Origin of the sequence: Neisseria sp. DTU_2021_1001991_1_SI_NGA_ILE_055 (assembly GCF_032342915.1) — a bacterium.
Taxonomy (GTDB): domain Bacteria; phylum Pseudomonadota; class Gammaproteobacteria; order Burkholderiales; family Neisseriaceae; genus Neisseria.
Map to the genome: position 1 here is coordinate 341,237 of NZ_CP135440.1, position 22,664 is coordinate 363,900.

Sequence of the window (22,664 nt, forward strand, 5' to 3'; positions counted from 1 at the left end):
TATATAATAAAATTTCGTCTTTTTGATAGTATCGTTTCAGCATTTAAACGTCAAGTCGGGCAGGGAATTTGCTTGTGTGATGTGGCCGTGGTGTTAAAATTCTGTCACACAAGTCGGGATGCATAGGGGAGCCTTGAATGGAAGTTTTTTTTATGCAAACGCCAATGGGGCAATATCTTGCTCAAAAAGAGGCGGATTTTTTCAGACGGCATTTACAGTATTTGAATAGGCAGGTGGCGGTTCAATTGGGCGGTGTATGGACTAGGCCGTCTGAAAACATGATTGTAGTGCCCCGCGATGTGCGGATGGATGCTGAAATGTTGGCATTTGAAACGCATTCCGTGGATGTGTTATTGATGCCTCATCTTTTGGAAGTTTCATCCGCAGATTTGGTGTTGCAAGAAGCGTTTAGGATATTAAAACCTGAAGGCAGGTTGATTTTGACGGGGTTTAACCCTAAATCTTTGTGGGGATTGAGCTCTTGGTTTGATGGGGAAAAGTTGCCTTTGAAATCTCAATGCTTGGCTCTGGCTGAGTTGAAACGAAAAATTGCGGATATTGGTTTTGAAATAGAATATGGGCAGTTTATGGATTATCTGCCTGCTGTGAATTCGCCTTCTGCTTTGAAGTTTTGGCGGTTTATGGAAAAGGCGGGAGATAGGTGGTGGCCGCAGTGTGCGGCGGTTTATGGGATGGTGTTAACGAAACATTTGATTGGTGTCCATCCTTTGCCTGAATTGGAATCTGCATTTGGTGGCAATACGGTTGCTTTAAGTACGGCACGTTTGGCCGAATAGTTTTCAGACGGCCTGTATATTAATGATAAATTTGGAGAATAATGATGCCTGAATTACCTGAGGTGGAAACGACTTTACGCGGGATAGAGCCGCATATTGATGGCAAAAAGATAGCAAAAGTCACTATCCGCCAGTTTAAATTGAGATGGCCTGTTCATCCAGATTTGGCGCAAATTTTGGCCGGCCGCAAAGTTTTGGCATGCAGTCGGCGTGCGAAGTATTTGATTATTACTTTTGAAACGGGTATTTTACTTATTCATTTGGGCATGTCCGGCAGTTTGCGGATTTTTACCACCGATGATGAACGTATTGCCACGCCGGATAAACACGATCATTTGGATTTTGTATTTGATGACGGTACTGTATTGCGTTATCACGACCCGCGTAAATTTGGTGCGGTATTGTGGTATGAGGGTATTGCCGAGCATCATCCCCTGTTGGAAAAACTGGGGCCGGAGCCGCTCTCGGACGATTTTGATGCAAATTACCTGTATCAGAAATTGAAAACGCAGAAGCGTGCAGTCAAATTAGCGCTGATGGATAATGTGGTGGTGGTTGGCGTTGGCAATATTTATGCGAATGAAAGTCTGTTTAAGGCAGGTATTTCGCCATTGCGTCCGGCAAATAAGCTGACCAAGAAAGAATGCGCATCATTGGTGGAAACCATTAAAGCGATTTTACTGAGGGCGATTGAAACGGGAGGAAGTACGCTGCGGGACTTTGTCAATAGCGATGGCAAAAGCGGCTATTTCCAGCAGGAATATACGGTCTATGGCCGCCACAATGAGCCTTGCGTTCAGTGTGGCGGGTTGATTTTTAAAGAAACTTTGGGGCAGCGTGGAACATTTTATTGTCCAAATTGCCAGAAATAGTTTCAGACGGCCTTAAATGTCAGAGGCCGTCTGAAAATAATGAATACCATACAGAAGAAATTTTATGTCTAAACAAAAAGCTCCTTTTTTTAAACGACTGGGCAGGCTTTGCCGTTTGGCGGCTTGGTTGTTCCGAACCGGCCGGAATTTGCGTGCCATCGATGGTAATAATGCAGAGGAACGCAATCATGCTGTGGTTGTTTTGGGAAAAGGTGCGTTGGATGCTTTGGATATTGAATTGGAAATCGGCGTACCGCCTCAAGGAAATGTGAGCGGTACATTGGTAGTGGCCAACCATGTGTCTTGGTTGGATATTTTTGCCATGAGCGCCGTTTATCCGAGCAGTTTTATTGCCAAGCAGGAAATCAGCGGTTGGCCGGTTTTGGGAAAAATGGGTAAAAATGCCGGCACGGTGTTTATCAACCGCAATTCCCGCCGTGATGTCGAGCCGATTAATCAGGCGATTTGTGCGGCATTGAAAGCAGGGCAGAATGTAAGTTTTTTCCCCGAGGCGCGCACTTCTTCCGGCTTGGGTATTTTGCCGTTTAAAGCAGCCCTGTTTCAATCGGCTATTGATGCGAAAGCGCCGATTCAGGCGGTAACCTTACGCTATTATGATGGCGAAGGACAACGGACGGATTTGCCATCCTATGCGGAGGTAAGTCTGTTTCAATCTTTATGGCGCATTGTTTCGATGAAGAAAATCCGTATCCGTTTGGATTTCTCACCTCAATACAAATCGACAGATATGCCGGATAAAGACCGCTATGCTTTGAAAGATATTGCGGAAAAAGCCATCGGCGAAATTGTGGCTTCGGATTCCCCCGTTCAACCTTTACCTAAAAAATAATTTCGGTCAGGTACTTGTTTTCTTTCAGATAGCCTTTATTTAATGATTCAGCTGTTTTCGGTTGGATTAAATTGATAGTTTAATATAATTAATATTATTTGAACTATAAATTATACAAATCGATAGGCCTGCATTATAATACAAGCATTGATTCATTTCTCTAACCTGAATTTTTAAAGGAGCTTAAAAATGGCTTTGCAAGATCGTACCGGTCAAAAAGTACCTTCCGTAGTATTCCGCACTCGTGTCGGCGACACTTGGAAAGATGTTTCTACTGATGATTTGTTCAAAGGCAAAAAAGTAGTCGTGTTCTCTCTGCCTGGCGCATTTACTCCGACTTGTTCTTCTTCCCACCTGCCACGCTACAACGAATTGTTCGGCGCGTTCAAAGAAAACGGTGTTGACGCTATCTACTGCGTATCTGTAAACGACACTTTCGTTATGAACGCTTGGGCTGCTGAAGAAGAAGCCGACAACATCTACATGATCCCTGATGGCAACGGTGAATTTACTGAAGGCATGGGCATGTTGGTTGGCAAAGAAGACTTGGGCTTCGGCAAACGCTCTTGGCGTTACTCCATGCTGGTTAACGACGGCGTGGTTGAAAAAATGTTTATCGAACCTGAAGAACCAGGCGATCCTTTCAAAGTGTCTGACGCTGACACTATGTTGAAATACATTGCTCCTGACTGGAAAGCTCAAGAGTCTGTTGCCATCTTCACCAAACCTGGTTGCCAATTCTGTGCTAAAGCTAAAAAAGCACTGCAAGACAAAGGTTTGTCTTACGAAGAAATCGTATTGGGCAAAGATGCAACTGTTACTTCCGTTCGCGCTATTACCGGCAAGATGACTGCTCCTCAAGTATTCATCGGCGGCAAATACATCGGCGGCAGCGAAGACTTGGAAGCTTACTTGGCTAAAAACTAATTACCTGTATGCTTGAGACGGCTTGAAAAGGCCGTCTGAAAGACCCAAATATAGAGTTATTCAGACGACGTTTGCAAATCGGCGTTCTGAATAACTCTATATTTACAAGTAGAATTTGAGATTATTGTTTTAAATCGATATTTATTAATTGGCTATTAAATTTTATTTTTGATATTTAATAATAATTTTGCCGTCTGAAACTGAATAAGCTGATGGCAATATCGGTTTAGATAGAGACAGTAAGGATAAAATATGAAAAAGATTCAAGCAGATGTGGTGGTACTGGGCGGCGGTACAGCCGGTATGGGCGCATTTCGCAATGCCCGCCTTCATACAGACAATGTTTACCTGATTGAAAACAATGTATTCGGAACAACTTGTGCGCGCGTGGGCTGTATGCCTTCCAAACTCTTGATTGCCGCTGCAGAAGCGCGCCATCATGCTTTGCATACCGATCCGTTTGGCGTGCATTTGGACAAAGACAGCATCGTTGTCAATGGCGAAGAAGTCATGCAACGCGTTAAATCTGAACGCGACCGTTTTGTCGGTTTTGTGGTCAGCGATGTAGAAGAGTGGCCTGCCGACAAGCGCATTATGGGTACGGCAAAATTTGTTGACGAACATACTGTCCAAATCGATGACCATACGCAAATCACTGCAAAAAGTTTTGTGATTGCCACCGGCTCACGCCCTGTGATTTTCCCTCAGTGGGAAGCTTTGGGCGATCGCTTGGTTGTAAACGATGATGTTTTCTCTTGGGATACTTTGCCTAAAAGCGTGGCCGTGTTCGGCCCAGGCGTTATCGGCTTAGAGTTGGGTCAGGCTTTGCACCGTTTGGGCGTGAAAGTTGAGATTTTCGGCGTAGGCGGAGCCATCGGCGGTATTTCCGACCCTGTTGTCGCTGAAGAAGCCAAAGCTGTGTTTGGCGAAGAGTTGGCTTTGCATCTGGATGCTAAAACCGAGGTTAAACTTGACGCAGACGGCAATGTTGAAGTTCATTGGGAACAAGACGGCGAAAAAGGTGTGTTCCATGCCGAATATGCTTTGGCTGCTGCCGGTCGCCGTCCGAACGTGGACAATATCGGTTTGGAAAACCTGACTATCGAGAAAGATGCGCGCGGCGTACCTGTTGCCGATCCGCTGACCATGCAAACCAGCATTCCGCATATCTTCATCGCAGGCGATGCGTCCAATCAATTGCCTCTGCTGCATGAAGCTGCCGACCAAGGCAAAATTGCCGGCGATAATGCGGGCCGCTATCCGAATATCGGCGGTGGTTTGCGCCGTAGTGTAATCGGCGTGGTGTTCACCAATCCGCAAATTGCCTCTGTCGGCTTGAAATATGCACAAGTTGCGGCGAAATATCAACCTGACGAGTTTGTAATCGGCGAAGTTTCCTTCCGAAACCAAGGCCGCAGCCGCGTTATGTTGGTAAACAAAGGCCATATGCGTTTGTATGCCGAAAAAGCCACCGGCCGTTTCATTGGTGCGGAAGTTGTCGGCCCTGCTGCCGAACATTTGGCACACTTGATGGCTTGGGCGCATCAAATGAAGATGACGATTCCGCAAATGCTGGATATGCCGTTCTACCATCCGGTTATCGAGGAAGGTCTGCGTACTGCATTGCGTGATGCCGATGCAAAATTGAAACAGGCTTGATTATTTGATGGAATAAAGGCCGTCTGAAACCCGCAATGAGGTTTCAGACGGCCTTTTTTATACTTTGAAGCTTTTACTTTTAAATCAATTCTAAATCCGGACCGGCATTTTGCGCACGACGGCTTCGTAATTGAATGTCTAAGCGCAAGTCATGAGCGGAGTCGGCATTTTTAATGGCATCTTGATAGCTGATATCGCCGTTTTCATACAAATCATACAAGGCTTGGTCAAAAGTGATCATGCCCATGCCGGTTGATTTTTTCATCATTTCTTTGATATTGTGGACTTCACCTTTTTGAATCAAGTCGGCAATAATCGGAGAATTGAGCAAAACTTCGACCGCCGCCACACGACCCCGGCCGCTTTCACGGGGAATCAGTCGTTGTGAAATAAAGGCTTGCAGGTTGAGCGATAAATCGGTTAGCAATTGGTTACGGCGCTCTTCGGGGAAGAAGTTGATGATGCGGTCGAGCGCTTGGTTGGTGCTGTTGGCATGCAGTGTCGCCATACACAAATGGCCGGTTTCCGCGAAGGAAATGGCGTAGTCCATGGTCTCGCGGTCGCGGATTTCGCCAATCAGAATAACATCCGGCGCTTGGCGCAGGGTATTTTTCAGCGCAATCGGCCAATTTTCGGTATCTACGCCGATTTCGCGTTGGGTGATGATGCAGTTTTTATGTTGGTGGATAAATTCAATCGGGTCTTCGATGGTGATAATGTGGTCGAAGCTGTTTTCGTTTCGATAGTCGATAAGGGAAGCGAGGGAAGTGGACTTGCCCGAACCTGTACCACCGACAAAAATAACCAGACCGCGTTTTCTGAGGGCGATGTCTTTCAGAATCGGCGGCAGATTGAGCGTTTCAAATTTAGGGATATTGCTGGTAATAGAGCGGAACACCAAAGCAGTTGCGCCGCGTTGAACCATGGCATTGACACGGAAGCGGCTGGTATCGGGCAGGCTGATGGCGAAATTGCATTCGTTGGTGGTAGAAAATTCTTCGATTTGTTTGGAAGACATAATCGAAAAAGCGATTTCCATGCATTTTTCAGCACTTAACGGCTCATCGGTAAGCCGCATGATTTTGCCGTCCACTTTCATGGCCGGCGGGAAATTGGTGGTAATGAAAAGGTCGGAGCCTTTGTATTTGTTCATGTGGCGTAGCCAAGTGAACAATTCTTCTTTTGCGCCCAGAGTATTTTCGTCAAACATAAGAATTCAGATAGTTAATGTTAAGTTATTTTATTGAAAATAATTATAACAGAAGCAATCATTATTTGCTGTTTTGCCGCTAGAGTGGCTATCTGTTTTAAATTGAGTGTCGTGCTGGGAATATAGCAGATTTTTCAGCATCCCTGTGATTTTAAATTCTGATGTTATAATGTTGCCCGATTAGTGAACGGAAAGGTAATGAGATGTCAGTACAAACAATTGCCGTGGTCGGCGCAATGGAACAGGAAATCGAGCTTTTGCGTGAAAGCATGGCCGATGTCAAGCATGTGTCCTTCGGTAAATTTTCGGCTTATGAAGGCGAATTGGCCGGAAAACGCATGGTTTTGGTTTTGAGCGGTATCGGTAAGGTCAATGCGGCGGTTTCGACTTCTTGGGTCATTCATCAGTTTGCACCGGATTGTGTTATCAATACCGGCAGTGCAGGCGGTTTGGGTAAGGGCCTGAAGGTTGGCGATGTGGTTATTGGCGAAACTGTGGCGCATCATGATGTTGACGTAACGGCTTTTGGTTATGTTTGGGGGCAAGTGCCGCAACTTCCTGCCGTGTTCGCATCGGATGCAAACTTGATTCGCCAAGCAGAAAAGGCGGCGCAAGTGTTTGAAGGTGCGGCCGTAACGCAAGGTTTGATCGTCAGTGGCGACCGTTTTGTACACAGCAGCGAAGGTGTCGCGGAAATCCGCAGTCATTTCCCAGAAGTCAAAGCAGTGGAAATGGAAGCTGCGGCAATTGCGCAAACCTGTCATCAATTGGAAGTGCCTTTTGTGATTATTCGCGCGGTATCTGATTCGGCAGATGAGAAAGCGGACATCAGCTTTGAAGAGTTTTTGAAAACGGCGGCCGTCAGCTCGGCGAAGATGGTTACCGAGATTGTCAAATCGCTATAAAATCATGCAGAAACGTTGAATTTCCGTTAGAATACGGAACGATTCAACCTTATTCTAAGGCCGTCTGAAAACCGAATCCCTGTTTTTTCAGACGGCCTTTCAGCCTTTAATTGTATTTATCTTAATAACAATATGAAAAACATACGGAATTTCTCCATCATTGCCCACATCGACCACGGTAAATCGACGCTTGCCGACCGTTTTATCCAATACTGCGGCGGTTTGGATTTGCGCGAAATGAGTACGCAGGTGCTCGACTCCATGGACATCGAAAAAGAGCGCGGCATCACCATCAAAGCGCAAACCGCCGCACTCAGCTATAAAGCACGCGACGGGCAGGTGTATCAGCTCAATCTGATTGACACGCCGGGACACGTCGACTTCTCTTACGAAGTCTCCCGTTCGCTGTCGGCTTGTGAAGGTGCGCTTTTGGTCGTTGACGCATCGCAAGGCGTGGAAGCGCAAACCGTGGCGAACTGCTATACCGCGATTGATTTGGGCGTGGAAGTCGTGCCTGTTTTGAACAAAATCGACCTGCCCGCCGCCGACCCCGAGCGCGTGGAACAGGAAATCGAAGACATTATCGGCATCGATGCCGTTGGTGCGGTGCAATGTTCTGCCAAAAGCGGCATCGGTGTGGAAGACGTTTTGGAAGAAATCGTTGCCAAAATCCCCGCGCCGACCGGCGATGAAAACGCGCCGCTGCAAGCCGTTATCGTCGATTCGTGGTTTGACAACTACGTCGGCGTAGTTATGTTGATTCGTGTGAAAAACGGCACCATCAAGCTGAAAGACAAAGTGCGCTTTATGAGCACCAAGGCAGAAACGCAGGTTGAGCAGTTGGGTGTATTCACGCCGAAATCGGTTCAAAAACAAGAACTCAAAGCCGGCGAAGTGGGCTTTCTGATTACCGGTGTGAAAGAATTGGGACAGGCAAAAGTCGGCGATACGGTGACTTTGGTTGCCAACCCCGCTTCTGAGCCGCTGCCCGGTTTCCAAGAAGTGCAAAGCCAAGTATTCGCGGGTCTCTACCCCGTGGAAAGCCACGACTACGAAGCTTTGCGCGACGCTTTGGAAAAATTGCAGCTTAACGATGCTTCGTTGAAATTCGAACCTGAAGTTTCTCAGGCATTGGGTTTCGGCTTCCGCTGCGGTTTCTTGGGCCTGCTGCACTTGGAAATCGTGCAGGAACGCTTGGAGCGCGAGTTTGACATGGATTTGATTACCACCGCGCCGACGGTGGTTTACGAAGTCGTATTGAAGAGCGGCGAAAAAATCGAAGTTGAAAACCCTTCCAAACTGCCCGACATCGGTAGTATCGAAACCATTCTCGAGCCGATTATTACTGCAACCATTCTTGTGCCGCAGGAGTATGTCGGCAACGTCATGACTTTGTGTAACCAAAAGCGCGGCGTGCAGGTCAATATGCAGTACATGGGCCGTCAAGTCATGCTGACTTACGATTTGCCGATGAACGAAGTCGTGATGGACTTTTTCGACAAACTCAAATCCACTTCGCGCGGCTATGCCTCGTTGGACTACCATTTCAAAGAGTTCCAGCCGTCTGATTTGATTAAGCTCGACATCATGGTCAACGGCGAAAAAGTCGATGCCTTGAGCCTGATTGTGCACCGTCAAAGCGCGGTTCACCGTGGTCGTGAGCTGGCAGCGAAAATGCGCGAGCTGATTCCGCGCCAGATGTTCGACATCGCCGTACAGGCCGCCATCGGCAGCCAGATTATCGCCCGCGAAAACGTCAAAGCCCTGCGTAAAAACGTCTTGGCGAAATGTTACGGCGGCGATATTACCCGTAAGAAAAAACTTCTCGAAAAACAAAAAGCAGGCAAACGCCGCATGAAACAAGTGGGCAACGTGGAAATCCCGCAAAGCGCATTCTTGGCGATTCTGCAAGTGAGTGATAAATAATGAGTATAAATCTGACTTTAGGCGCAATCGTTGTGCTGCTGGCCGGCTTGGTCCTCAACTTCAAAAGCAGCAAAGAGCGTCAGGGAAACGGCGAATGGAGCTCTGGCCTGCAATGGAGTTACCTCTTGTGCATGGTCGGCGTATTCGGCATTTTGTCTGAATTTATGAGCTTTACCGCCGTATTGCTGGTGTTTGTCGTGTTTACCGGCATTGTTTGGGCAATCCATAAAGGCCGTCTGAAAAAAAGCGAAACCGGCGAAGACAATGCGCATTTTACCGATTACATGGGCGGCTTTTTCCCCATCATCTTGGTTATCTTTGTATTGCGCAGCTTTATTGCCGAGCCGTTTCAAATTCCGTCCAGTTCCATGCGTCCGGGTTTGGTCAAAGGCGATTTTATCTTGGTGAACAAATTCTCTTACGGTATCCGCCTGCCGATTTTGAATAAGGTCGTTATTCCAGTCGGCAACATTGCCCGAGGCGATGTCGTGGTGTTCAATTACCCACTTCAGCCTGAGATGAATTACATCAAACGTATCGTCGGTATTCCAGGCGACGTTGTGGAATACCGTGATAAGGTTTTGACTGTTAACGGTGAAATTATTCCCGAAAAACCAAACGGCAATTATCAATACGCAGATGATACCGATCCGTCTATGATTCATACGCTTGAGCGTTTTCAGACGGCCTTGAACGGCAAAAACTTTGATGTCGTCAAAGAAGCCGGTCAGCCTTCCGTATCCATTGCTGTATTGAACAAATACACCTCCGAAGTGATGCCTGAAAGCAATTACTCGCTTGAAACAAGCGGTTTGGAAAATTGCGAATACGCAGAAGACGGCAATGGCTTTATCTGTAAAGTCCCGGAAGGCCGTTATTTCGCGATGGGTGACAACCGCGACAACAGCGCCGACTCCCGTTATTGGGGATTTGTCGATGACAAGTTGATTGTCGGTAAAGCCTTCTTTGTTTGGATGAACTTTGGCGAACTCAGCCGTATCGGTACCAGCATCCAATAAGCAATAAACAGATTAAAAGGCCATCTGAAATTTTTCAGACGGCCTTTTTTGTATCTATTTTTTGTCTTTTAACGAACCTAAATAAATCGCCAATAAAGTCAAAGTAGCGCCATTCCATTGGACGGCGTTAATCGGTTTATCCAGCCAGAAATAATCGATCAACATGGCGGCGACTGGTTCGGAGAGTAGTAGTAGGCCGGTCAGTGATAAGGATAAAAGCGGGATGGCGTAAGCAATCAATGCCCAAGCGAAGCATTGCATAACGATGCCGTAGATGGAGACTAGAATCACATCGTTTAAAGTCTTAGGATATAGATGGGCGGTATCGAATAGCAGCGATGGGATGACCAAAGCTATTGCACCGCCGAAGCTTAAAATCATCATCAGCGGAAACAAACCGACTTTTTCCTGCTCATGGGTTTTGCGTACGAAAACCATAGACAGGGCCAGCATGGCACCGGACACTACACCGCTGACAAATCCCCATGCGGCGTTATCGTTATGACCGAACTCCGGGCTGCCGATTAAGGCTACGCCTATGGTGGCCAATATCAAACTTAAAATTTGTAAGGTACTTAGGCGTTCCGAATAAAAGAAGAAGCCGATGGTGGCTAAAAAGAAAATCTGCAGGCTGTTGAGCAAGGTGGAAATGCCGGGGCCTACGGCGTGAATGCTTTCGTGCCAAAGGGCAAGGTCGAATGCGAGGAAGACACCGGATAAGAGTGCGTAGCCAACCGTTTTTCTTTTTGTGGGCATTTTTTGCTTGAAAAAACGTCCGAGCAGAAAAAATATAGGGGCGGCAATCAGCAAACGCCAGAATGCGATGGCATAAGAGCCGACATCGACAAATTTGACGATCAAACTGCCCAAGCCAAAGATGACGCAGCCGACGACCAATAGGGGCGCTGCATAATTTCCCGAACGTGTCTCCATCGGCTTCTCCATCAATCAAATGAAGACGATTATTCCATAAAAGATGGATGAGGCGCTAATGATAAATAGTGGTGAGCCAAGATAAAGGTTTATGATGAAAGGCCGTCTGAAAGCTGTTTCAGACGGCCTTTTGATGATTTTTTGGCTTGATTTAGTATGGTTGTAGTATAAAATCGTTTTACGCCGTGTTTCAGACGGCCTGATCAGTTTTGGTTTTGAGAAAAGGATATTGGAAATGGCAAACCCTATTCGTGCGTTTCTGGATTATGTGCCGTCGGTTGATGAGTCTTGTTTTATAGATGAGACTTCGGTTGTGATTGGCGAAGTGTCGCTAGCGGAAGATGTATCCGTTTGGCCTTATGCCGTGTTGCGTGGCGATGTGAACAGCATTTCTATCGGCAAGCGCAGCAATGTGCAGGACGGCAGCGTTTTGCATGTGTCGCATAAGAATGCGGCGAAGCCTGACGGTTCGCCTTTGATTATTGGTGACGATGTGACGATTGGGCATAAGGTCATGCTGCATGGTTGCCGAATTGGGAATCGTGTGTTGGTGGGCATGGGTTCGATTATTTTGGACGATACGGTTGTCGAAGATGATGTGATGATAGGTGCGGGCAGTTTGGTGCCGCCGCGCAAGCGATTGGAAAGCGGTTTTTTATACGTCGGCTCGCCTGTGAGACAAGTGCGGCCGCTGACGGATGAGGAAAAGGCATTTTTGACGTATTCGGCTGCGCATTATGTCCGCCTGTCCGGTCAGCATAAAATTTCAAAATAAGGAAAACCAATACAATGAACGCAATTTATCTGGCTTCGGGCAGTCCGCGCCGTCGTGAGATTTTGGAAAATTTGGGTTTCGCGGTACACCGCCTTTCAGCGGATATTGATGAAACCCCTAAAGAAGGCGAAGCCGCGCTGGAGTATGTGCGCCGTATGGCCTGCGAGAAAAATCAGGCGGCGGTGGCGCAATGGTTTACTGCTCATGATCAAGAGCCTGAGTTTGCTGTATTGACGGCGGATACGACGGTGGCGGATGGTGCGGCTATTTTGGGCAAGCCGGAATCCGAGGCGGATGCGGTCGATATGCTGGAACGCTTGTCCGGACGGACGCATCAAGTGCTGACGGCTGTATGCGTTTACTGGCAAGGTGTGCGCCATGATGTGGTGCAGACGAGCGAAGTGTGCTTTAAAACGTTGACGGCTGAGGAAGTCGCAACCTATGTTGCCAGCGGCGAGCCGATGGACAAAGCCGGTGCGTATGGGATTCAGGGTTTGGGCGGCGTATTTGTCGAGCATTTGCAGGGCAGTTTTACGGGCGTGATGGGTTTGCCGGTTTATGAGACCGCTCAGCTACTGAAATCTTTGGGTTTGGAAGCGCCGCCGTTTGCTTAAAATTAGGCAAATGCCGTCTGAAAGCGTGCCGACAAAAACGCTTGTTTCAGTTACAATACTGCCTTAAACAGCTTGCTTGAAGAAAGATATGAAAGAACATAAGGCCCGGAAACGCTTCGGGCAGAATTTTTTGCAGGATACACGGATTATTAGCGATATTGTCAACGCGGTCAGACCGCAGCCCGATGATATCGTGATTGAAATCGGCCCGGGCTTGGCCGCCATTACCGAGCCTTTGGCGAAAAAACTCAACCGCCTGCATGTTTGCGAAATCGACCGCGACATCGTACGCCGTCTGAAAACCTTGCCGTTTGCAGATAAATTGGTGATACACGAAGGCGATGTATTGCAGTTTGATTTCAACAGCATTGAAGGCAAGAAAAAAATTGTCGGCAACCTGCCGTACAATATTTCCACGCCGCTTTTGTTCCGATTGAGCGAAGTGGCGGACGATGTGATCGATATGCACTTTATGCTGCAAAAAGAAGTGGTCGAACGCATGGTGGCTCAGCCGAAAACCAACGACTATGGCCGTCTGGGCGTCATGCTGCAATATTTCTTCGATATGGAAATGTTGATTGAAGTACCGCCTGAGTCCTTTGATCCTGCGCCGAAAGTAGATTCGGCCGTCGTGCGCATGATTCCGGTAAAACACCGCATCGGTAAAGCGGAAGATTTTGAACATTTTGCCAAACTGGTGAAACTGGCTTTCCATCAACGCCGCAAAACCATACGCAATAATTTGAAGGAACTTGCCGGCGATGATGACTTGCAGGCAGTCGGTATCAATCCGCAGGACAGGGCAGAACACATTGCCGCTGAGAAATATGTGGAATTGAGCAATTATCTGGTTCAAAAGGCCGTCTGAGAGGTTGGGGACGGAATGTTGAAAAAATATGTTTGGTGTGGGTTGGTTGTATTTATTACCGGTACGGCATTTGCATTAAGCACCGGCGGAGAAGAAAATCTGCGGCGCAAAGCAAAAGCCGGCGATGCTGAAGCGCAATATCTGCTGGCCATGCAGTTGGAAATGACAACAGACCCTGTAAACCTCAAAGAAAGCGAGTTTTACTATTGGCTGAAAAAAGCCGCGAAAAACGGCGAGGGAGCGGCACAAGACTTACTTGACGATATTGAAGCCGAATATGATAAAACAGCTTTAGAAGAAGAGCTTGCGCCCAACGGTTCACAAAAATTGATGGATGAAGTGTTCAAACTGGAAAATCAGAAGCAGAAAAATTATCCGCTGATCAAAGAAAAATTATTTAAAGCGGCAGCTTTGAGCAACTACGCAGCTTTAGCAGATACCGCATGGCTGTTTGGAAATCGGGATAATGCGCAGAAATACGGCGTTCCCTTCCATCCCCTGAAAGCCTGCATCCTGTCGGTATATACCAACAACCGTTATGGCGACTTGAACAAAGATGCACTGGATATATTGTGTCGCGGCATTTATACCAAGGACAACAGTGAGAAAATCGAGCATTACGCCAAACAGATTAAAAACAGGCCGTCCAAAATCTGGTCAATTTTAGAGAATGTCAAATAAACATGATTAAATTCAAAAATGTACACAAACATTTTAAAGATTTGCACGTTATCAACGGCGTGAATCTGGAAGTCAAACAAGGCGAAGTGGTCGTTGTATGCGGTCCTTCGGGCAGTGGCAAATCGACGTTGATTCGTACGGTAAACCAACTCGAGCGTATTGAAAGCGGCGAGATTTGGGTGGACGGCATCAATGTTGCCGATCCGAAAACCGATTTGAACAAAGTGCGTGAAGAAGTAGGTTTTGTGTTCCAAGGGTTCAATCTGTATCCGCATTTGACTGTCTTGGAAAATATTATTCTTTCTCCGATGAAAGTGAAAAACCAAAGCCGTGAAGAGGCGGAAAAGAAAGCGATGGAGCTTTTGGAACGCGTCGGCTTGGCGCATAAAAAAGACGCGCTGCCCGGCCAGCTTTCCGGCGGTCAGCAGCAGCGTGTGGCGATTGCACGCGGTTTGGCGATGGAGCCGCGCGTGATGTTGTTTGACGAGCCGACTTCCGCGCTTGACCCTGAAATGGTCGGCGAAGTATTGAAAGTGATGAAAGACTTGGCGGAAAGCGGCATGACCATGATGTGTGTGACCCATGAGATGGGTTTTGCACGCGAAGTTGCCGACCGTGTGATTTTTGTCGATAAAGGCCAGATTCTGGAAGATGAAACGCCGGAAGAGTTTTTTACCAATCCGAAACACGAGCGTGCCAAACAATTCCTGCAACAGGTGATGACACATTAAACTCAGGCCGTCTGAAATTTCAGACGGCATGATCGGTTTGAATGATTTTGAAAGTTGAACATTATGTATTTTGTTGACCGTACTGCTGTTGTGTTGAAACCGACCGCCCGTTTTTTGGAATGGTTGAAATCCTCCGATGAGAATATGCCCGATTTGACCATCGAGCAATTGCGCACCAACTGTTCCGTATTCTTGGTGCCGCAATTTGACGAACCCGAATCCGTCATTTCCTATTTTGACGAACGCTACCAGCAGATTTTTGAAGCCGAATTGGCGGGCTGGGACATCGATAAAAGCAAATGGCCGCAAGACATGAGCCTGAAGGCTTTTTGGGAATTTTTCGATACCGAAATCCACGATATGGTTTTGGATATGGAAGAGGCGGAATTGAACATTACGCCTGTTTTCGACAATATGATGTAAAGCCGTGCGAAGTTTTCAGACGGCCTTAAAGCCCTCGCGTTCTTTGAAAATTCTGATTGTCTTCTTACACCTTTCGGCTTTGGCCTTATGCCTTGCCGAGTTTTACGGCTGGATGATGTGGCTGGGTTTGGCGGCATTGGCCGGTAGTTTTACCTATGCTTGGCACAGCGTTAATTTTCAGACTCGAAATGCGCTCAGAAAAATCATTATAGACCGCCAATACCGTGCGACGGTTTACTTGAATGGCGAGGAAGAGGGAAGAAGCGCGGTTTTGCAAGACAGCAGTATGTTGACGGTTTACGCTTTGTTTTTGCAATGGAATGTTGACGGAAAAATGGTCAAACACTGCATCTTGCCCGATATGGCCGACCGTGATGCCTACCGCCGTCTGAAAGTATGGGTGCGCTGGTGTCGGGAAAAAGAAGACAAAGCAGAACTTGCGGCAGATATGGATTAAACGGCTGTTTCAGACGGCCTTTTGAAGCGATCAATACAATGAAAACATTACAAGACTGGCTTTCTCATTTGGAGACTGCCCATAGTTCCGGCCTGATTGATATGGGTTTGGAACGTGTGGGAGAAGTGAAAAAACGCATGAATTTGGTGCCGCAGTGTCCTGTCGTCGTGGTGGCGGGTACCAATGGCAAAGGCTCCGTATGCGCTTATTTGTCGCATATTTATAAAGAAGCCGGTTTTAAAGTCGGTACGCTGACCAGTCCGCACCTTCTGCGTTACAACGAACGAATCGCCATCAACACTCAACCGGTTTCAGACGACCTGATTGTTTCCTCATTTGAACGCATCGAAGCGGCACGCGGTGAAATTTCGCTGACGTATTTTGAGTTTAATGCTTTGGCCGCCGTTGATATTTTCATGCGTGAAAATGTGGATGTAATGATTTTGGAAGTCGGTTTGGGCGGACGATTGGATGCCGTGAATGTATTCGACGGCGACTGTTCGGTCGTTACCAGCGTGGATTTGGACCATCAGGCATTTTTGGGCGATACCGTCGAGCAGGTCGGTTTTGAAAAAGCCGGCGTGTTCCGTAGCGGCAAACCAGCCGTGTGCGGCCAAAACCCTGCGCCTGAATCATTGGTCAAACACGCAGAAGAAATTGGTGCAAAACTGTTGATGGTTCAGCGAGATTTTGATTTTGCGTCAATGGAAAGCGTACAGTGGAATTACCGCTTCCATCCGCAATCTTCAGACGGCCAAAGCCGTAACCGCAATTCCTTGCCGTTTCCTGCTTTGCGCGGCGCGTATCAGTTGTCCAATGCCGCGTGCGCACTGACTGTGTTGGAATGTTTGAACGAACAATTGCCGGTTGATATCGGCGCGATTAAACGCGGTTTGCTGTTGGTTGAGAATCCTGGACGTTTCCAAGTTTTGCCCGGCCGTCCGCTGGTGGTCTTGGATGTCGGCCACAATCCGCACGCAGCCCGTGCTTTGCGCCGCAGCCTGATTAACCTTGCCTTTGCCCAAAAACGGACCGCCGTATTCAGTATGTTGTCCGACAAAGATATTGATGGGGTGCTGGAAATCGTTAAAGACCAGTTTGACGAGTGGAACATCGCGCCTTTAGATGTACCGCGCGGCATGACTGTGGAGGCTTTGCAGGCCAAATTGGCTGAACACGGCATCGACAATGTAAATGTTTTTGAAACCGTCGCTGCAGCCTACCGCGCTGCTTTGGCGAAAGCAACCGAAAATGATAGAATCGTTGTTTTCGGCTCATTCCATACTGTTGCCGATGTAATGGCTGTTTTGAAAGAACACTAACGAGGAAATTATCATGTCCGACAACAAACAAAAAGAAACTCCAAACGGATACGATTTAGACGGTTACGAACAACTCAAACGTCGCAACCGCCGTCGCTTGGTCTTGGCCTCCGGCTTGGTGGTGGCTTCGGGTATGCTGTTCGGTCTGGCGCTGACTTCCGGCGACGATAAAAATTCACCGTTTAAAGAAGCGCCTGTCGGTCAGAGCCAAGTCAAAACGGCTGACGAGCCGAGCAAGGCCGTTGTTTTAGAGCCGAATAAAGAGGATGTCGCTGCTGCTGAAGAAGCAGCCCGCCATGCGGATGCCGAAGCGCAAAGCAAACCTCAAAATGCCGGCGATGAAGAAGACAATGCGCCGGTCGAAGTGCTGAAGCCGAGCCGTGAATCCGCTCCCGAAGATGTCGGCGAGCCGTTGGTTTTGATTAACGATACTTTGGATGACGGCAATATTAAAGGTTTGGAAGAGTCCGAGCGTATTCAACGCGCCGAGGCCGCCAAACGCGAAGCTGCCGAACGCCGAGCCGAAGAACGCCGCCAACGTCAGGCAGAACAACGAGCTGCGGCACGCAAGGCACAAGCCCAACAGGAAGCGGATGAAAAAGAAAACGCATTGGCCGCTAAAAAACGCGCACTTCAAGCGCGTGCTGAAAAAGCAGAGCGTGAAGCCGCTGCCGAGCGCAATAAATTGGCTCAATTGGAAAAGGCAGAGAAAGCCATTGCCGAGCGTAAATCTGCCAAAAACAGCAAAGACAGCGTAAAAGACAAGGCCGAACCTGCCAAGAAAGCAGAAGCCAAAGTTGAAAAACCAAAAAATGAAAAGGCTAAACCGGAAACAGCCAAAGCTGAAAAAGCCGATAAGGTAAAAACTGCCGAGAAGCCGTCTGAAAAAGCCAAACCTAAAGCTGAAAAAGAAACAGCAGAAGCCAAACCTGCGAAAAAAGCTGCTATTCAGGCAGGTTATGCTGAAAAAGAACGCGCGCAGAGCCTGCAACGTAAAATGAAAGCGGCAGGTATCGATTCGACCATTACTGAAGTCATGACCGATAAAGGTAAGGTGTATCGCGTGAAATCAGCCAGTTATAAAAATGCACGCGATGCAGAGCGCGATTTGAACAAATTGCGTGTACATGGCATTGCCGGTCAGGTGACCAGTGAGTAATTTGCCTGTTGCCGATTTATTGGTGGCCGCCGTCATCGTCATCTGCATCATTATCTCGCTGACGCAGGGGATTATTGCTGAAGCAGGGGCGATGGTGGCATGGGTGGTATCGTTTATTGCAGCCAGAACGCTCGCCGTGCCGTTTGCCGATGTGGTCTTTAAATCGGTTGAGCCGCATGCTTTGGCGGTTGCCATGGGTTTTGCCGCTGTGTTTTTTCTGGCATGGCTGTTGCAAAAACTGGCACGGTCGCTGTTAAGCAGTTTGGTGTCTGCCGTTGGTCTGGGAAGCATCAACCGTTTGCTTGGCGGCGTATTCGGTGCAGTGAAAGGTGTGATTTTGGTAACACTGGCTGTGATGGTTTTTTCGCATACCGATTTGCCGAAGACGGAAGAGTGGCAAAGTTCCCATACGATTCCGTATTTTGAATCGCTTGCCGATGCCGCAATGCCGTATCTGCCGGGAAAAGAAGATACGCATGAGGAAGCGAATGATTGATGTTAACGGTTTCAGACGGCCTGAAGGTCGTTTGAAACCGTTTTTTATTTGTCTGAAGGTAGCATTATATTGTCAACAATTTGGGCAAACTCCTCTAAATTATTTTATAATGACGCCTTACCCATTTAACCCTAAAACTCGGAGAGTCTCGATATGTGTGGTGTATTAGGTTTGGTCAGTCATGAGCCGGTCAATCAGCTGCTGTATGACGGTCTGCAGATGCTGCAGCATCGTGGTCAGGATGCGGCAGGCATTGTGACTGCAGAGGGCAGCACGTTTCATATGCACAAAGGCAAAGGCATGGTGCGTGAAGTGTTCCGTACCCGAAACATGCGCGACTTGGTAGGTAATGCCGGCATCGCACATGTCCGCTATCCGACCGCCGGCAATGCAGGCAGCAGTGCAGAGGCCCAGCCTTTCTATGTCAGCTCTCCGTTTGGCATTGTTTTGGCACATAATGGTAATCTGACCAATACTGAAGAGCTGTATGAGAATGTGTGCAACAAACACCTGCGCCATGTTAATACCAGCTCTGATTCCGAAGTATTACTCAATGTATTCGCGCATGAATTGCGCCGCGAAGTCTCTAAAAATACAGTTCCTTACCAACTCACCATCGACAATATTTTCAACGCCGTTTCCGAAGTGCACCGTTTGGTGCGCGGCGCATACGGCGTAGTAGCCATGATTGCAGGATACGGCATGCTGGCTTTCCGGGATCCTTTCGGTATCCGTCCGTTGGTTTTGGGTTCGCAAATTGACGAATCCGGTAAAAAATCTTATGCCGTTGCCTCCGAATCCGTTGCCTTCAATGCGCTTGCCTATGATTTGGAACGCGATATCCAGCCGGGCGAAGCCGTATTTATTGGTTTTGACGGCACGATTATTTCCCGTCAATGCAGCGATAAAGCCAAATTAAGCCCTTGTCTTTTCGAATATGTTTATTTTGCCCGCCCGGATTCCGTCATCGATGGCGTTTCCGTTTATCAGTCCCGGATGGATATGGGCGTATCTTTGGCAGAAAAAATCAAACGCGAGCTGCCTGTCGACGATATCGATGTTGTTATGCCTATTCCCGATACCAGCCGACCCAGCGCGATGGAGCTTGCCGTCCATCTCGAAAAACCTTACCGCGAAGGTCTGATTAAAAACCGCTACATTGGCCGTACCTTTATTATGCCCGGCCAGGCAACGCGTAAAAAATCAGTACGCCAAAAACTCAGCCCGATGGAAACCGAGTTTAACGGCAAAAGCGTTTTATTGGTGGATGATTCCATTGTACGCGGTACGACCAGCCGTGAAATCGTCGAAATGGTACGCGCGGCAGGTGCACGCAAAGTTTACATTGCTTCTGCTGCTCCCGAAGTGCGCTATCCGAATGTGTACGGTATCGATATGCCGACCCGTGAAGAACTGATTGCAAACGGCCGCAGCGCAGCAGAAATAGCAACCGAAATTGGCGCGGACGGTATCGTCTTCCAAAACTTAGAAGACTTGGAAGCAGTAGTCAAAGCGCTCAATCCGAAAATCGAATCCTTTGATTCTTCATGCTTCAACGGTGTTTATCAAACCGGCGATATCGACGAAGCATACCTAAACCGCCTCTCCGCCGAAAAATCAGGTTGCGGCGGCTTGAAAGTACATCCAAGCAAAATGGAACACAGCATCAGCATCAGCGATAGCGATGATGAAGAATAAAGTAAATTGACTTACAATAAAGGCCGTCTGAAAATTAACGTTCAGACGGCCTTTAATTATGTTTTAGACACATCATGAGTACCGAAACCAAAAATTACATCACGCCTACCGGCTGGCAGGCATTGAAAGACGAACTTTATCATCTGGTCAACAAAGAACGCCCGGAAATCGTCCAAATCGTTAACTGGGCGGCAAGCAATGGCGACCGTAGCGAAAACGGCGACTATCTTTACGGCAAACGCCGCATGCGCGAAATTGACCGCCGTATCCGCTTCCTAACCAAACGCTTGGAAGTCGCCGTCGTCGTCGATCCAGAAGCGCGCGAAGCCACGGACCAGATTTTCTTCGGTGCAACCGTTGGCTTACTGCGTGGAGACGGTCGGGAACAAACCGTCAAAATCGTCGGCGTAGATGAAATCGATACCGCTAAAAACAAAATCTCATGGATTTCCCCTTTGGCACGCAGCCTGATTAAAGCGCGCGAAGGCGACGAAGTTGTCTTGAATACGCCGGAAGGGCAGGAGGTTATAGAGATTTTGTCGGTGGAGTATATTAAGATTGACTGATTACGCGTGAATAATGCGAATGAAACTACAAAAGGCCGTCTGAAAAATAGACTTCAGACGGCCTTTTATGCATGGTAGCTACGCTTTTAAGATTTTCCGGCTTTATCCCCGATTTTGCTTTCTTTGCCTTGAATCAGGTTTTGAATATTGCTTTTATGGCGGTACAACACCAATGCGGCAATGAATACGGTTGCCCATGCCCAAGAGGCGTGTGGCATCATGAAGAAGGCGAAGATGGGTGCGCAGACGGTGGCGACCAGTGCGGCGAGGGAGGATACTTTGAAACCGAATGCCATGACCAGCCAAATCAAGGCGCAGAGCAGGGCGGTTGCGGGGGAGAGGGCGAGCAAGACGCCCAATGCGGTGGCTACGCCTTTGCCGCCTTTAAAATTGAAAAATATTGGCCACATATGGCCGACCAATGCTGCGATGGCGACCAGGGCTATTGTTACATCCGACAAATCTAAAGCATTTTGCAGACAGCGCGCCAAGATGACGGCAACCAAGCCTTTTACTGCATCGCCGAGCAGGGTCAGTGCGGCCGCTTTTTTCTTGCCGCTGCGCAAGACGTTGGTGGCGCCGGGGTTGCCGGAGCCGTAAGTGCGCGGATCGTCCATGCCGTAATATTTTGATACGATGACGGCAAAAGACAGGGAGCCGATAAGATAGGCGGCAATAATGGCGAGTACATTGAACATTTTGGGTGCTTTACTTAAAATGGGAATGGTTATTCTATCAAAAAAACGGACAGGCAAATGGATAAAATCTTTTTGTACGGTATGAAAGCCGATACTTTAATCGGCGTATATGATTGGGAACGTGAGCGTAAACAGACTTTGATTTTGGATTTGGAAATCAGTGTTCCCGAGCGTACGGGCATGAGCGACGATATCGGCGACACCATCCATTATGGCGAAGTATGCGAAGTCGTACGCCGCAGCCTTGCCGAACAGGATTTTTTACTGCTGGAAACTTTGGCGGAACATATCGCCCAATTGATTTTAAATGATTTTGGTGCGGCCAAAGTGCGCGTCCGTATTGTGAAACCGGGTATCTTGCCAGATGTGGCACAGGTCGGTATTGAAATTGAACGTACTCGGGAATAAGGCTTATCTATGCCGTCTGAAAAAGGAATTCAGACGGCCTTTAATATTTAATAATTTGGAAATGAGGTAAAAAAATGGATTTGAAAGAAACTAAATTAAGCAGCGAGCCAATCTATGAAGGTTCTTTTGTTACCATCAGCCGTGATCGGGTGCGCCTGCCTAACGGCAATGAAAGCCAGCGGGTTGTGATCCGTCATCCGGGTGCTGCGTGTGTATTGGCGGAAACGGAAGACGGCAAAGTTGTTTTGGTTCGCCAATGGCGTTATGCCGCCGATCAGGCGACTTTGGAATTGCCGGCGGGTAAATTGGATATTGCAGGCGAAGATCCTGCCGAATGCGCTTTGCGTGAGTTGGCGGAAGAAACGCCATACGTTGCCGACAGTGTTAAATTGTTGTACAGCTTTTACACGGCGGTCGGTTTTTGTGATGAGAAAATGTATCTCTACCAAGCGCAAGGCGTGCGTTTGGGCAGCGAGTTGAGCAATGATGAAGATGAAATTACTGAAACCGTTTTGATGAGCAAGGAAGAGGTGTGCGCTGCATTGGCAAACGATGAAATCAAAGATGGTAAAACTTTGATTGGTTTGCAGTATTGGTTGACTCAGAATTGATATGTTAAGTAGAAAATCCTTGATAGATTTCTGAATACTTGAGCCTGATATTTGATAAT

The 22,664-nt window shown here is 47.8% G+C and carries 25 protein-coding genes; 22 read left to right on the forward strand and 3 right to left on the reverse strand.

All coding sequences use genetic code 11. From position 1 onward, the window contains the following. Positions 1-137: 137 nt before the first annotated feature. From RRV97_RS01640 to RRV97_RS01660, 5 genes are all read left to right on the forward strand, one after another. Positions 138-797 carry a class I SAM-dependent methyltransferase gene (locus RRV97_RS01640; protein ID WP_315611764.1) on the forward strand — a complete coding sequence of 220 codons (660 nt, stop codon included), beginning with the start codon at positions 138-140 and terminating at the stop codon, positions 795-797. A 44-nt stretch (positions 798-841) separates the two neighbouring features. After that, the gene (gene mutM / locus RRV97_RS01645) at positions 842-1,669 is read left to right on the forward strand and encodes a bifunctional DNA-formamidopyrimidine glycosylase/DNA-(apurinic or apyrimidinic site) lyase (RefSeq protein ID WP_315612221.1); all 828 of its coding nucleotides are present in this window, start codon (positions 842-844) and stop codon (positions 1,667-1,669) included. A gap of 64 nt (positions 1,670-1,733) precedes the next feature. Then, entirely contained in the window at positions 1,734-2,519 is a 786-nt protein-coding gene (locus tag RRV97_RS01650) for a 1-acylglycerol-3-phosphate O-acyltransferase (protein WP_315611765.1), read from the forward strand. A 189-nt stretch (positions 2,520-2,708) separates the two neighbouring features. Next, positions 2,709-3,446 carry a redoxin family protein gene (locus RRV97_RS01655; RefSeq protein WP_003747251.1) on the forward strand — a complete coding sequence of 246 codons (738 nt, stop codon included), beginning with the start codon at positions 2,709-2,711 and terminating at the stop codon, positions 3,444-3,446. Between the two features lie 252 nt (positions 3,447-3,698). Beyond that, on the forward strand, positions 3,699-5,105 hold the full coding sequence (locus RRV97_RS01660) for a dihydrolipoyl dehydrogenase (protein ID WP_315611766.1): 1,407 nt from the start codon (positions 3,699-3,701) through the stop codon (positions 5,103-5,105). A 79-nt stretch (positions 5,106-5,184) separates the two neighbouring features. Here the strand turns inward: RRV97_RS01660 and RRV97_RS01665 are convergent, their stop codons facing one another. Then, positions 5,185-6,315 (reverse strand): PilT/PilU family type 4a pilus ATPase, encoded by a 1,131-nt coding sequence (locus tag RRV97_RS01665; RefSeq protein ID WP_315611767.1) that lies wholly within the window; start codon positions 6,313-6,315, stop codon positions 5,185-5,187. Between the two features lie 203 nt (positions 6,316-6,518). Between RRV97_RS01665 and RRV97_RS01670 the strand changes: the two genes are divergently transcribed. From RRV97_RS01670 to lepB, 3 genes are all read left to right on the forward strand, one after another. Next, positions 6,519-7,220 carry a 5'-methylthioadenosine/adenosylhomocysteine nucleosidase gene (locus tag RRV97_RS01670; protein ID WP_315611768.1) on the forward strand — a complete coding sequence of 234 codons (702 nt, stop codon included), beginning with the start codon at positions 6,519-6,521 and terminating at the stop codon, positions 7,218-7,220. Between the two features lie 132 nt (positions 7,221-7,352). Further along, a complete protein-coding gene (gene lepA / locus RRV97_RS01675; protein ID WP_049348368.1) occupies positions 7,353-9,146 on the forward strand; it encodes a translation elongation factor 4 in 1,794 nt (597 codons plus the stop codon). Continuing rightward, on the forward strand, positions 9,146-10,165 hold the full coding sequence (lepB, locus tag RRV97_RS01680) for a signal peptidase I (protein ID WP_315611769.1): 1,020 nt from the start codon (positions 9,146-9,148) through the stop codon (positions 10,163-10,165). The genes lepA and lepB overlap by 1 nt, the downstream gene beginning before the upstream one ends. Positions 10,166-10,219: 54 nt before the next feature. Here the strand turns inward: lepB and RRV97_RS01685 are convergent, their stop codons facing one another. Then, positions 10,220-11,098: a DMT family transporter gene (locus tag RRV97_RS01685; protein ID WP_315611770.1), complete on the reverse strand. Its 879-nt coding sequence runs from the start codon at positions 11,096-11,098 to the stop codon at positions 10,220-10,222. 235 nt (positions 11,099-11,333) lie between these two features. On the opposite strand from RRV97_RS01685, the gene RRV97_RS01690 reads away from it, so the two are divergent. The 12 genes from RRV97_RS01690 (at position 11,334) to greB (ending at position 20,888) form a co-directional block, all read left to right on the forward strand. Beyond that, on the forward strand, positions 11,334-11,873 hold the full coding sequence (locus RRV97_RS01690; protein ID WP_036490459.1) for a gamma carbonic anhydrase family protein: 540 nt from the start codon (positions 11,334-11,336) through the stop codon (positions 11,871-11,873). 14 nt (positions 11,874-11,887) lie between these two features. Continuing rightward, the gene (locus tag RRV97_RS01695) at positions 11,888-12,487 is read left to right on the forward strand and encodes a Maf family protein (protein ID WP_315611771.1); all 600 of its coding nucleotides are present in this window, start codon (positions 11,888-11,890) and stop codon (positions 12,485-12,487) included. 88 nt (positions 12,488-12,575) lie between these two features. Next, a complete protein-coding gene (gene rsmA, locus RRV97_RS01700; protein WP_036490462.1) occupies positions 12,576-13,355 on the forward strand; it encodes a 16S rRNA (adenine(1518)-N(6)/adenine(1519)-N(6))-dimethyltransferase RsmA in 780 nt (259 codons plus the stop codon). A gap of 15 nt (positions 13,356-13,370) precedes the next feature. After that, positions 13,371-14,036 (forward strand): sel1 repeat family protein, encoded by a 666-nt coding sequence (locus RRV97_RS01705; RefSeq protein WP_296116202.1) that lies wholly within the window; start codon positions 13,371-13,373, stop codon positions 14,034-14,036. Between the two features lie 2 nt (positions 14,037-14,038). Further along, positions 14,039-14,767, forward strand: a complete 729-nt coding sequence (locus RRV97_RS01710; RefSeq protein ID WP_003747231.1) for an amino acid ABC transporter ATP-binding protein — start codon at positions 14,039-14,041, stop codon at positions 14,765-14,767. Positions 14,768-14,830: 63 nt separating this feature from the next. Next, entirely contained in the window at positions 14,831-15,190 is a 360-nt protein-coding gene (locus RRV97_RS01715; protein WP_049322913.1) for a hypothetical protein, read from the forward strand. A 4-nt stretch (positions 15,191-15,194) separates the two neighbouring features. Then, positions 15,195-15,647, forward strand: a complete 453-nt coding sequence (locus RRV97_RS01720) for a protein YgfX (protein WP_315611772.1) — start codon at positions 15,195-15,197, stop codon at positions 15,645-15,647. A 38-nt stretch (positions 15,648-15,685) separates the two neighbouring features. Further along, entirely contained in the window at positions 15,686-16,969 is a 1,284-nt protein-coding gene (folC, locus tag RRV97_RS01725) for a bifunctional tetrahydrofolate synthase/dihydrofolate synthase (RefSeq protein ID WP_315115375.1), read from the forward strand. Between the two features lie 13 nt (positions 16,970-16,982). Next, positions 16,983-18,128: a cell division protein FtsN gene (gene ftsN, locus RRV97_RS01730; protein WP_315611773.1), complete on the forward strand. Its 1,146-nt coding sequence runs from the start codon at positions 16,983-16,985 to the stop codon at positions 18,126-18,128. Next, positions 18,121-18,624: a CvpA family protein gene (locus tag RRV97_RS01735; protein ID WP_315611774.1), complete on the forward strand. Its 504-nt coding sequence runs from the start codon at positions 18,121-18,123 to the stop codon at positions 18,622-18,624. Before ftsN ends, RRV97_RS01735 begins: the two co-directional genes overlap by 8 nt. 153 nt (positions 18,625-18,777) lie before the next feature. Beyond that, a complete protein-coding gene (gene purF / locus RRV97_RS01740) occupies positions 18,778-20,322 on the forward strand; it encodes an amidophosphoribosyltransferase (RefSeq protein ID WP_315611775.1) in 1,545 nt (514 codons plus the stop codon). A 74-nt stretch (positions 20,323-20,396) separates the two neighbouring features. Then, positions 20,397-20,888, forward strand: a complete 492-nt coding sequence (greB, locus tag RRV97_RS01745; RefSeq protein WP_315611776.1) for a transcription elongation factor GreB — start codon at positions 20,397-20,399, stop codon at positions 20,886-20,888. Positions 20,889-20,974: 86 nt separating this feature from the next. Here the strand turns inward: greB and plsY are convergent, their stop codons facing one another. Continuing rightward, entirely contained in the window at positions 20,975-21,586 is a 612-nt protein-coding gene (plsY, locus tag RRV97_RS01750; RefSeq protein ID WP_049322922.1) for a glycerol-3-phosphate 1-O-acyltransferase PlsY, read from the reverse strand. A gap of 57 nt (positions 21,587-21,643) precedes the next feature. Here plsY and folB point away from each other — a divergent pair, with 57 nt between their 5' ends. Continuing rightward, complete coding sequence (gene folB / locus RRV97_RS01755) at positions 21,644-21,994, forward strand: dihydroneopterin aldolase (protein ID WP_315611777.1); 351 nt, start codon at positions 21,644-21,646, stop codon at positions 21,992-21,994. Positions 21,995-22,068: 74 nt separating this feature from the next. Then, positions 22,069-22,605, forward strand: coding sequence for an NUDIX hydrolase (locus tag RRV97_RS01760; protein ID WP_315095040.1), 537 nt, complete (start codon positions 22,069-22,071; stop codon positions 22,603-22,605). Positions 22,606-22,664 lie beyond the last annotated feature (59 nt).

Coding starts and splice junctions, on each gene's coding strand:
- rsmA (WP_036490462.1), top strand. CDS start 12,576: ATGAAAGAACATAAGGCCCGGAAACGCTTCGGGCAGAATTTTTTGCAG.
- folC (WP_315115375.1), top strand. CDS start 15,686: ATGAAAACATTACAAGACTGGCTTTCTCATTTGGAGACTGCCCATAGT.
- RRV97_RS01670 (WP_315611768.1), top strand. CDS start 6,519: ATGTCAGTACAAACAATTGCCGTGGTCGGCGCAATGGAACAGGAAATC.
- greB (WP_315611776.1), top strand. CDS start 20,397: ATGAGTACCGAAACCAAAAATTACATCACGCCTACCGGCTGGCAGGCA.
- RRV97_RS01710 (WP_003747231.1), top strand. CDS start 14,039: ATGATTAAATTCAAAAATGTACACAAACATTTTAAAGATTTGCACGTT.
- RRV97_RS01695 (WP_315611771.1), top strand. CDS start 11,888: ATGAACGCAATTTATCTGGCTTCGGGCAGTCCGCGCCGTCGTGAGATT.
- RRV97_RS01705 (WP_296116202.1), top strand. CDS start 13,371: ATGTTGAAAAAATATGTTTGGTGTGGGTTGGTTGTATTTATTACCGGT.
- ftsN (WP_315611773.1), top strand. CDS start 16,983: ATGTCCGACAACAAACAAAAAGAAACTCCAAACGGATACGATTTAGAC.
- RRV97_RS01760 (WP_315095040.1), top strand. CDS start 22,069: ATGGATTTGAAAGAAACTAAATTAAGCAGCGAGCCAATCTATGAAGGT.
- plsY (WP_049322922.1), bottom strand. CDS start 21,586: ATGTTCAATGTACTCGCCATTATTGCCGCCTATCTTATCGGCTCCCTG.
- RRV97_RS01650 (WP_315611765.1), top strand. CDS start 1,734: ATGTCTAAACAAAAAGCTCCTTTTTTTAAACGACTGGGCAGGCTTTGC.
- RRV97_RS01665 (WP_315611767.1), bottom strand. CDS start 6,315: ATGTTTGACGAAAATACTCTGGGCGCAAAAGAAGAATTGTTCACTTGG.
- RRV97_RS01655 (WP_003747251.1), top strand. CDS start 2,709: ATGGCTTTGCAAGATCGTACCGGTCAAAAAGTACCTTCCGTAGTATTC.
- RRV97_RS01640 (WP_315611764.1), top strand. CDS start 138: ATGGAAGTTTTTTTTATGCAAACGCCAATGGGGCAATATCTTGCTCAA.
- lepB (WP_315611769.1), top strand. CDS start 9,146: ATGAGTATAAATCTGACTTTAGGCGCAATCGTTGTGCTGCTGGCCGGC.
- folB (WP_315611777.1), top strand. CDS start 21,644: ATGGATAAAATCTTTTTGTACGGTATGAAAGCCGATACTTTAATCGGC.
- lepA (WP_049348368.1), top strand. CDS start 7,353: ATGAAAAACATACGGAATTTCTCCATCATTGCCCACATCGACCACGGT.
- mutM (WP_315612221.1), top strand. CDS start 842: ATGCCTGAATTACCTGAGGTGGAAACGACTTTACGCGGGATAGAGCCG.
- RRV97_RS01715 (WP_049322913.1), top strand. CDS start 14,831: ATGTATTTTGTTGACCGTACTGCTGTTGTGTTGAAACCGACCGCCCGT.
- RRV97_RS01660 (WP_315611766.1), top strand. CDS start 3,699: ATGAAAAAGATTCAAGCAGATGTGGTGGTACTGGGCGGCGGTACAGCC.
- purF (WP_315611775.1), top strand. CDS start 18,778: ATGTGTGGTGTATTAGGTTTGGTCAGTCATGAGCCGGTCAATCAGCTG.
- RRV97_RS01685 (WP_315611770.1), bottom strand. CDS start 11,098: ATGGAGACACGTTCGGGAAATTATGCAGCGCCCCTATTGGTCGTCGGC.
- RRV97_RS01690 (WP_036490459.1), top strand. CDS start 11,334: ATGGCAAACCCTATTCGTGCGTTTCTGGATTATGTGCCGTCGGTTGAT.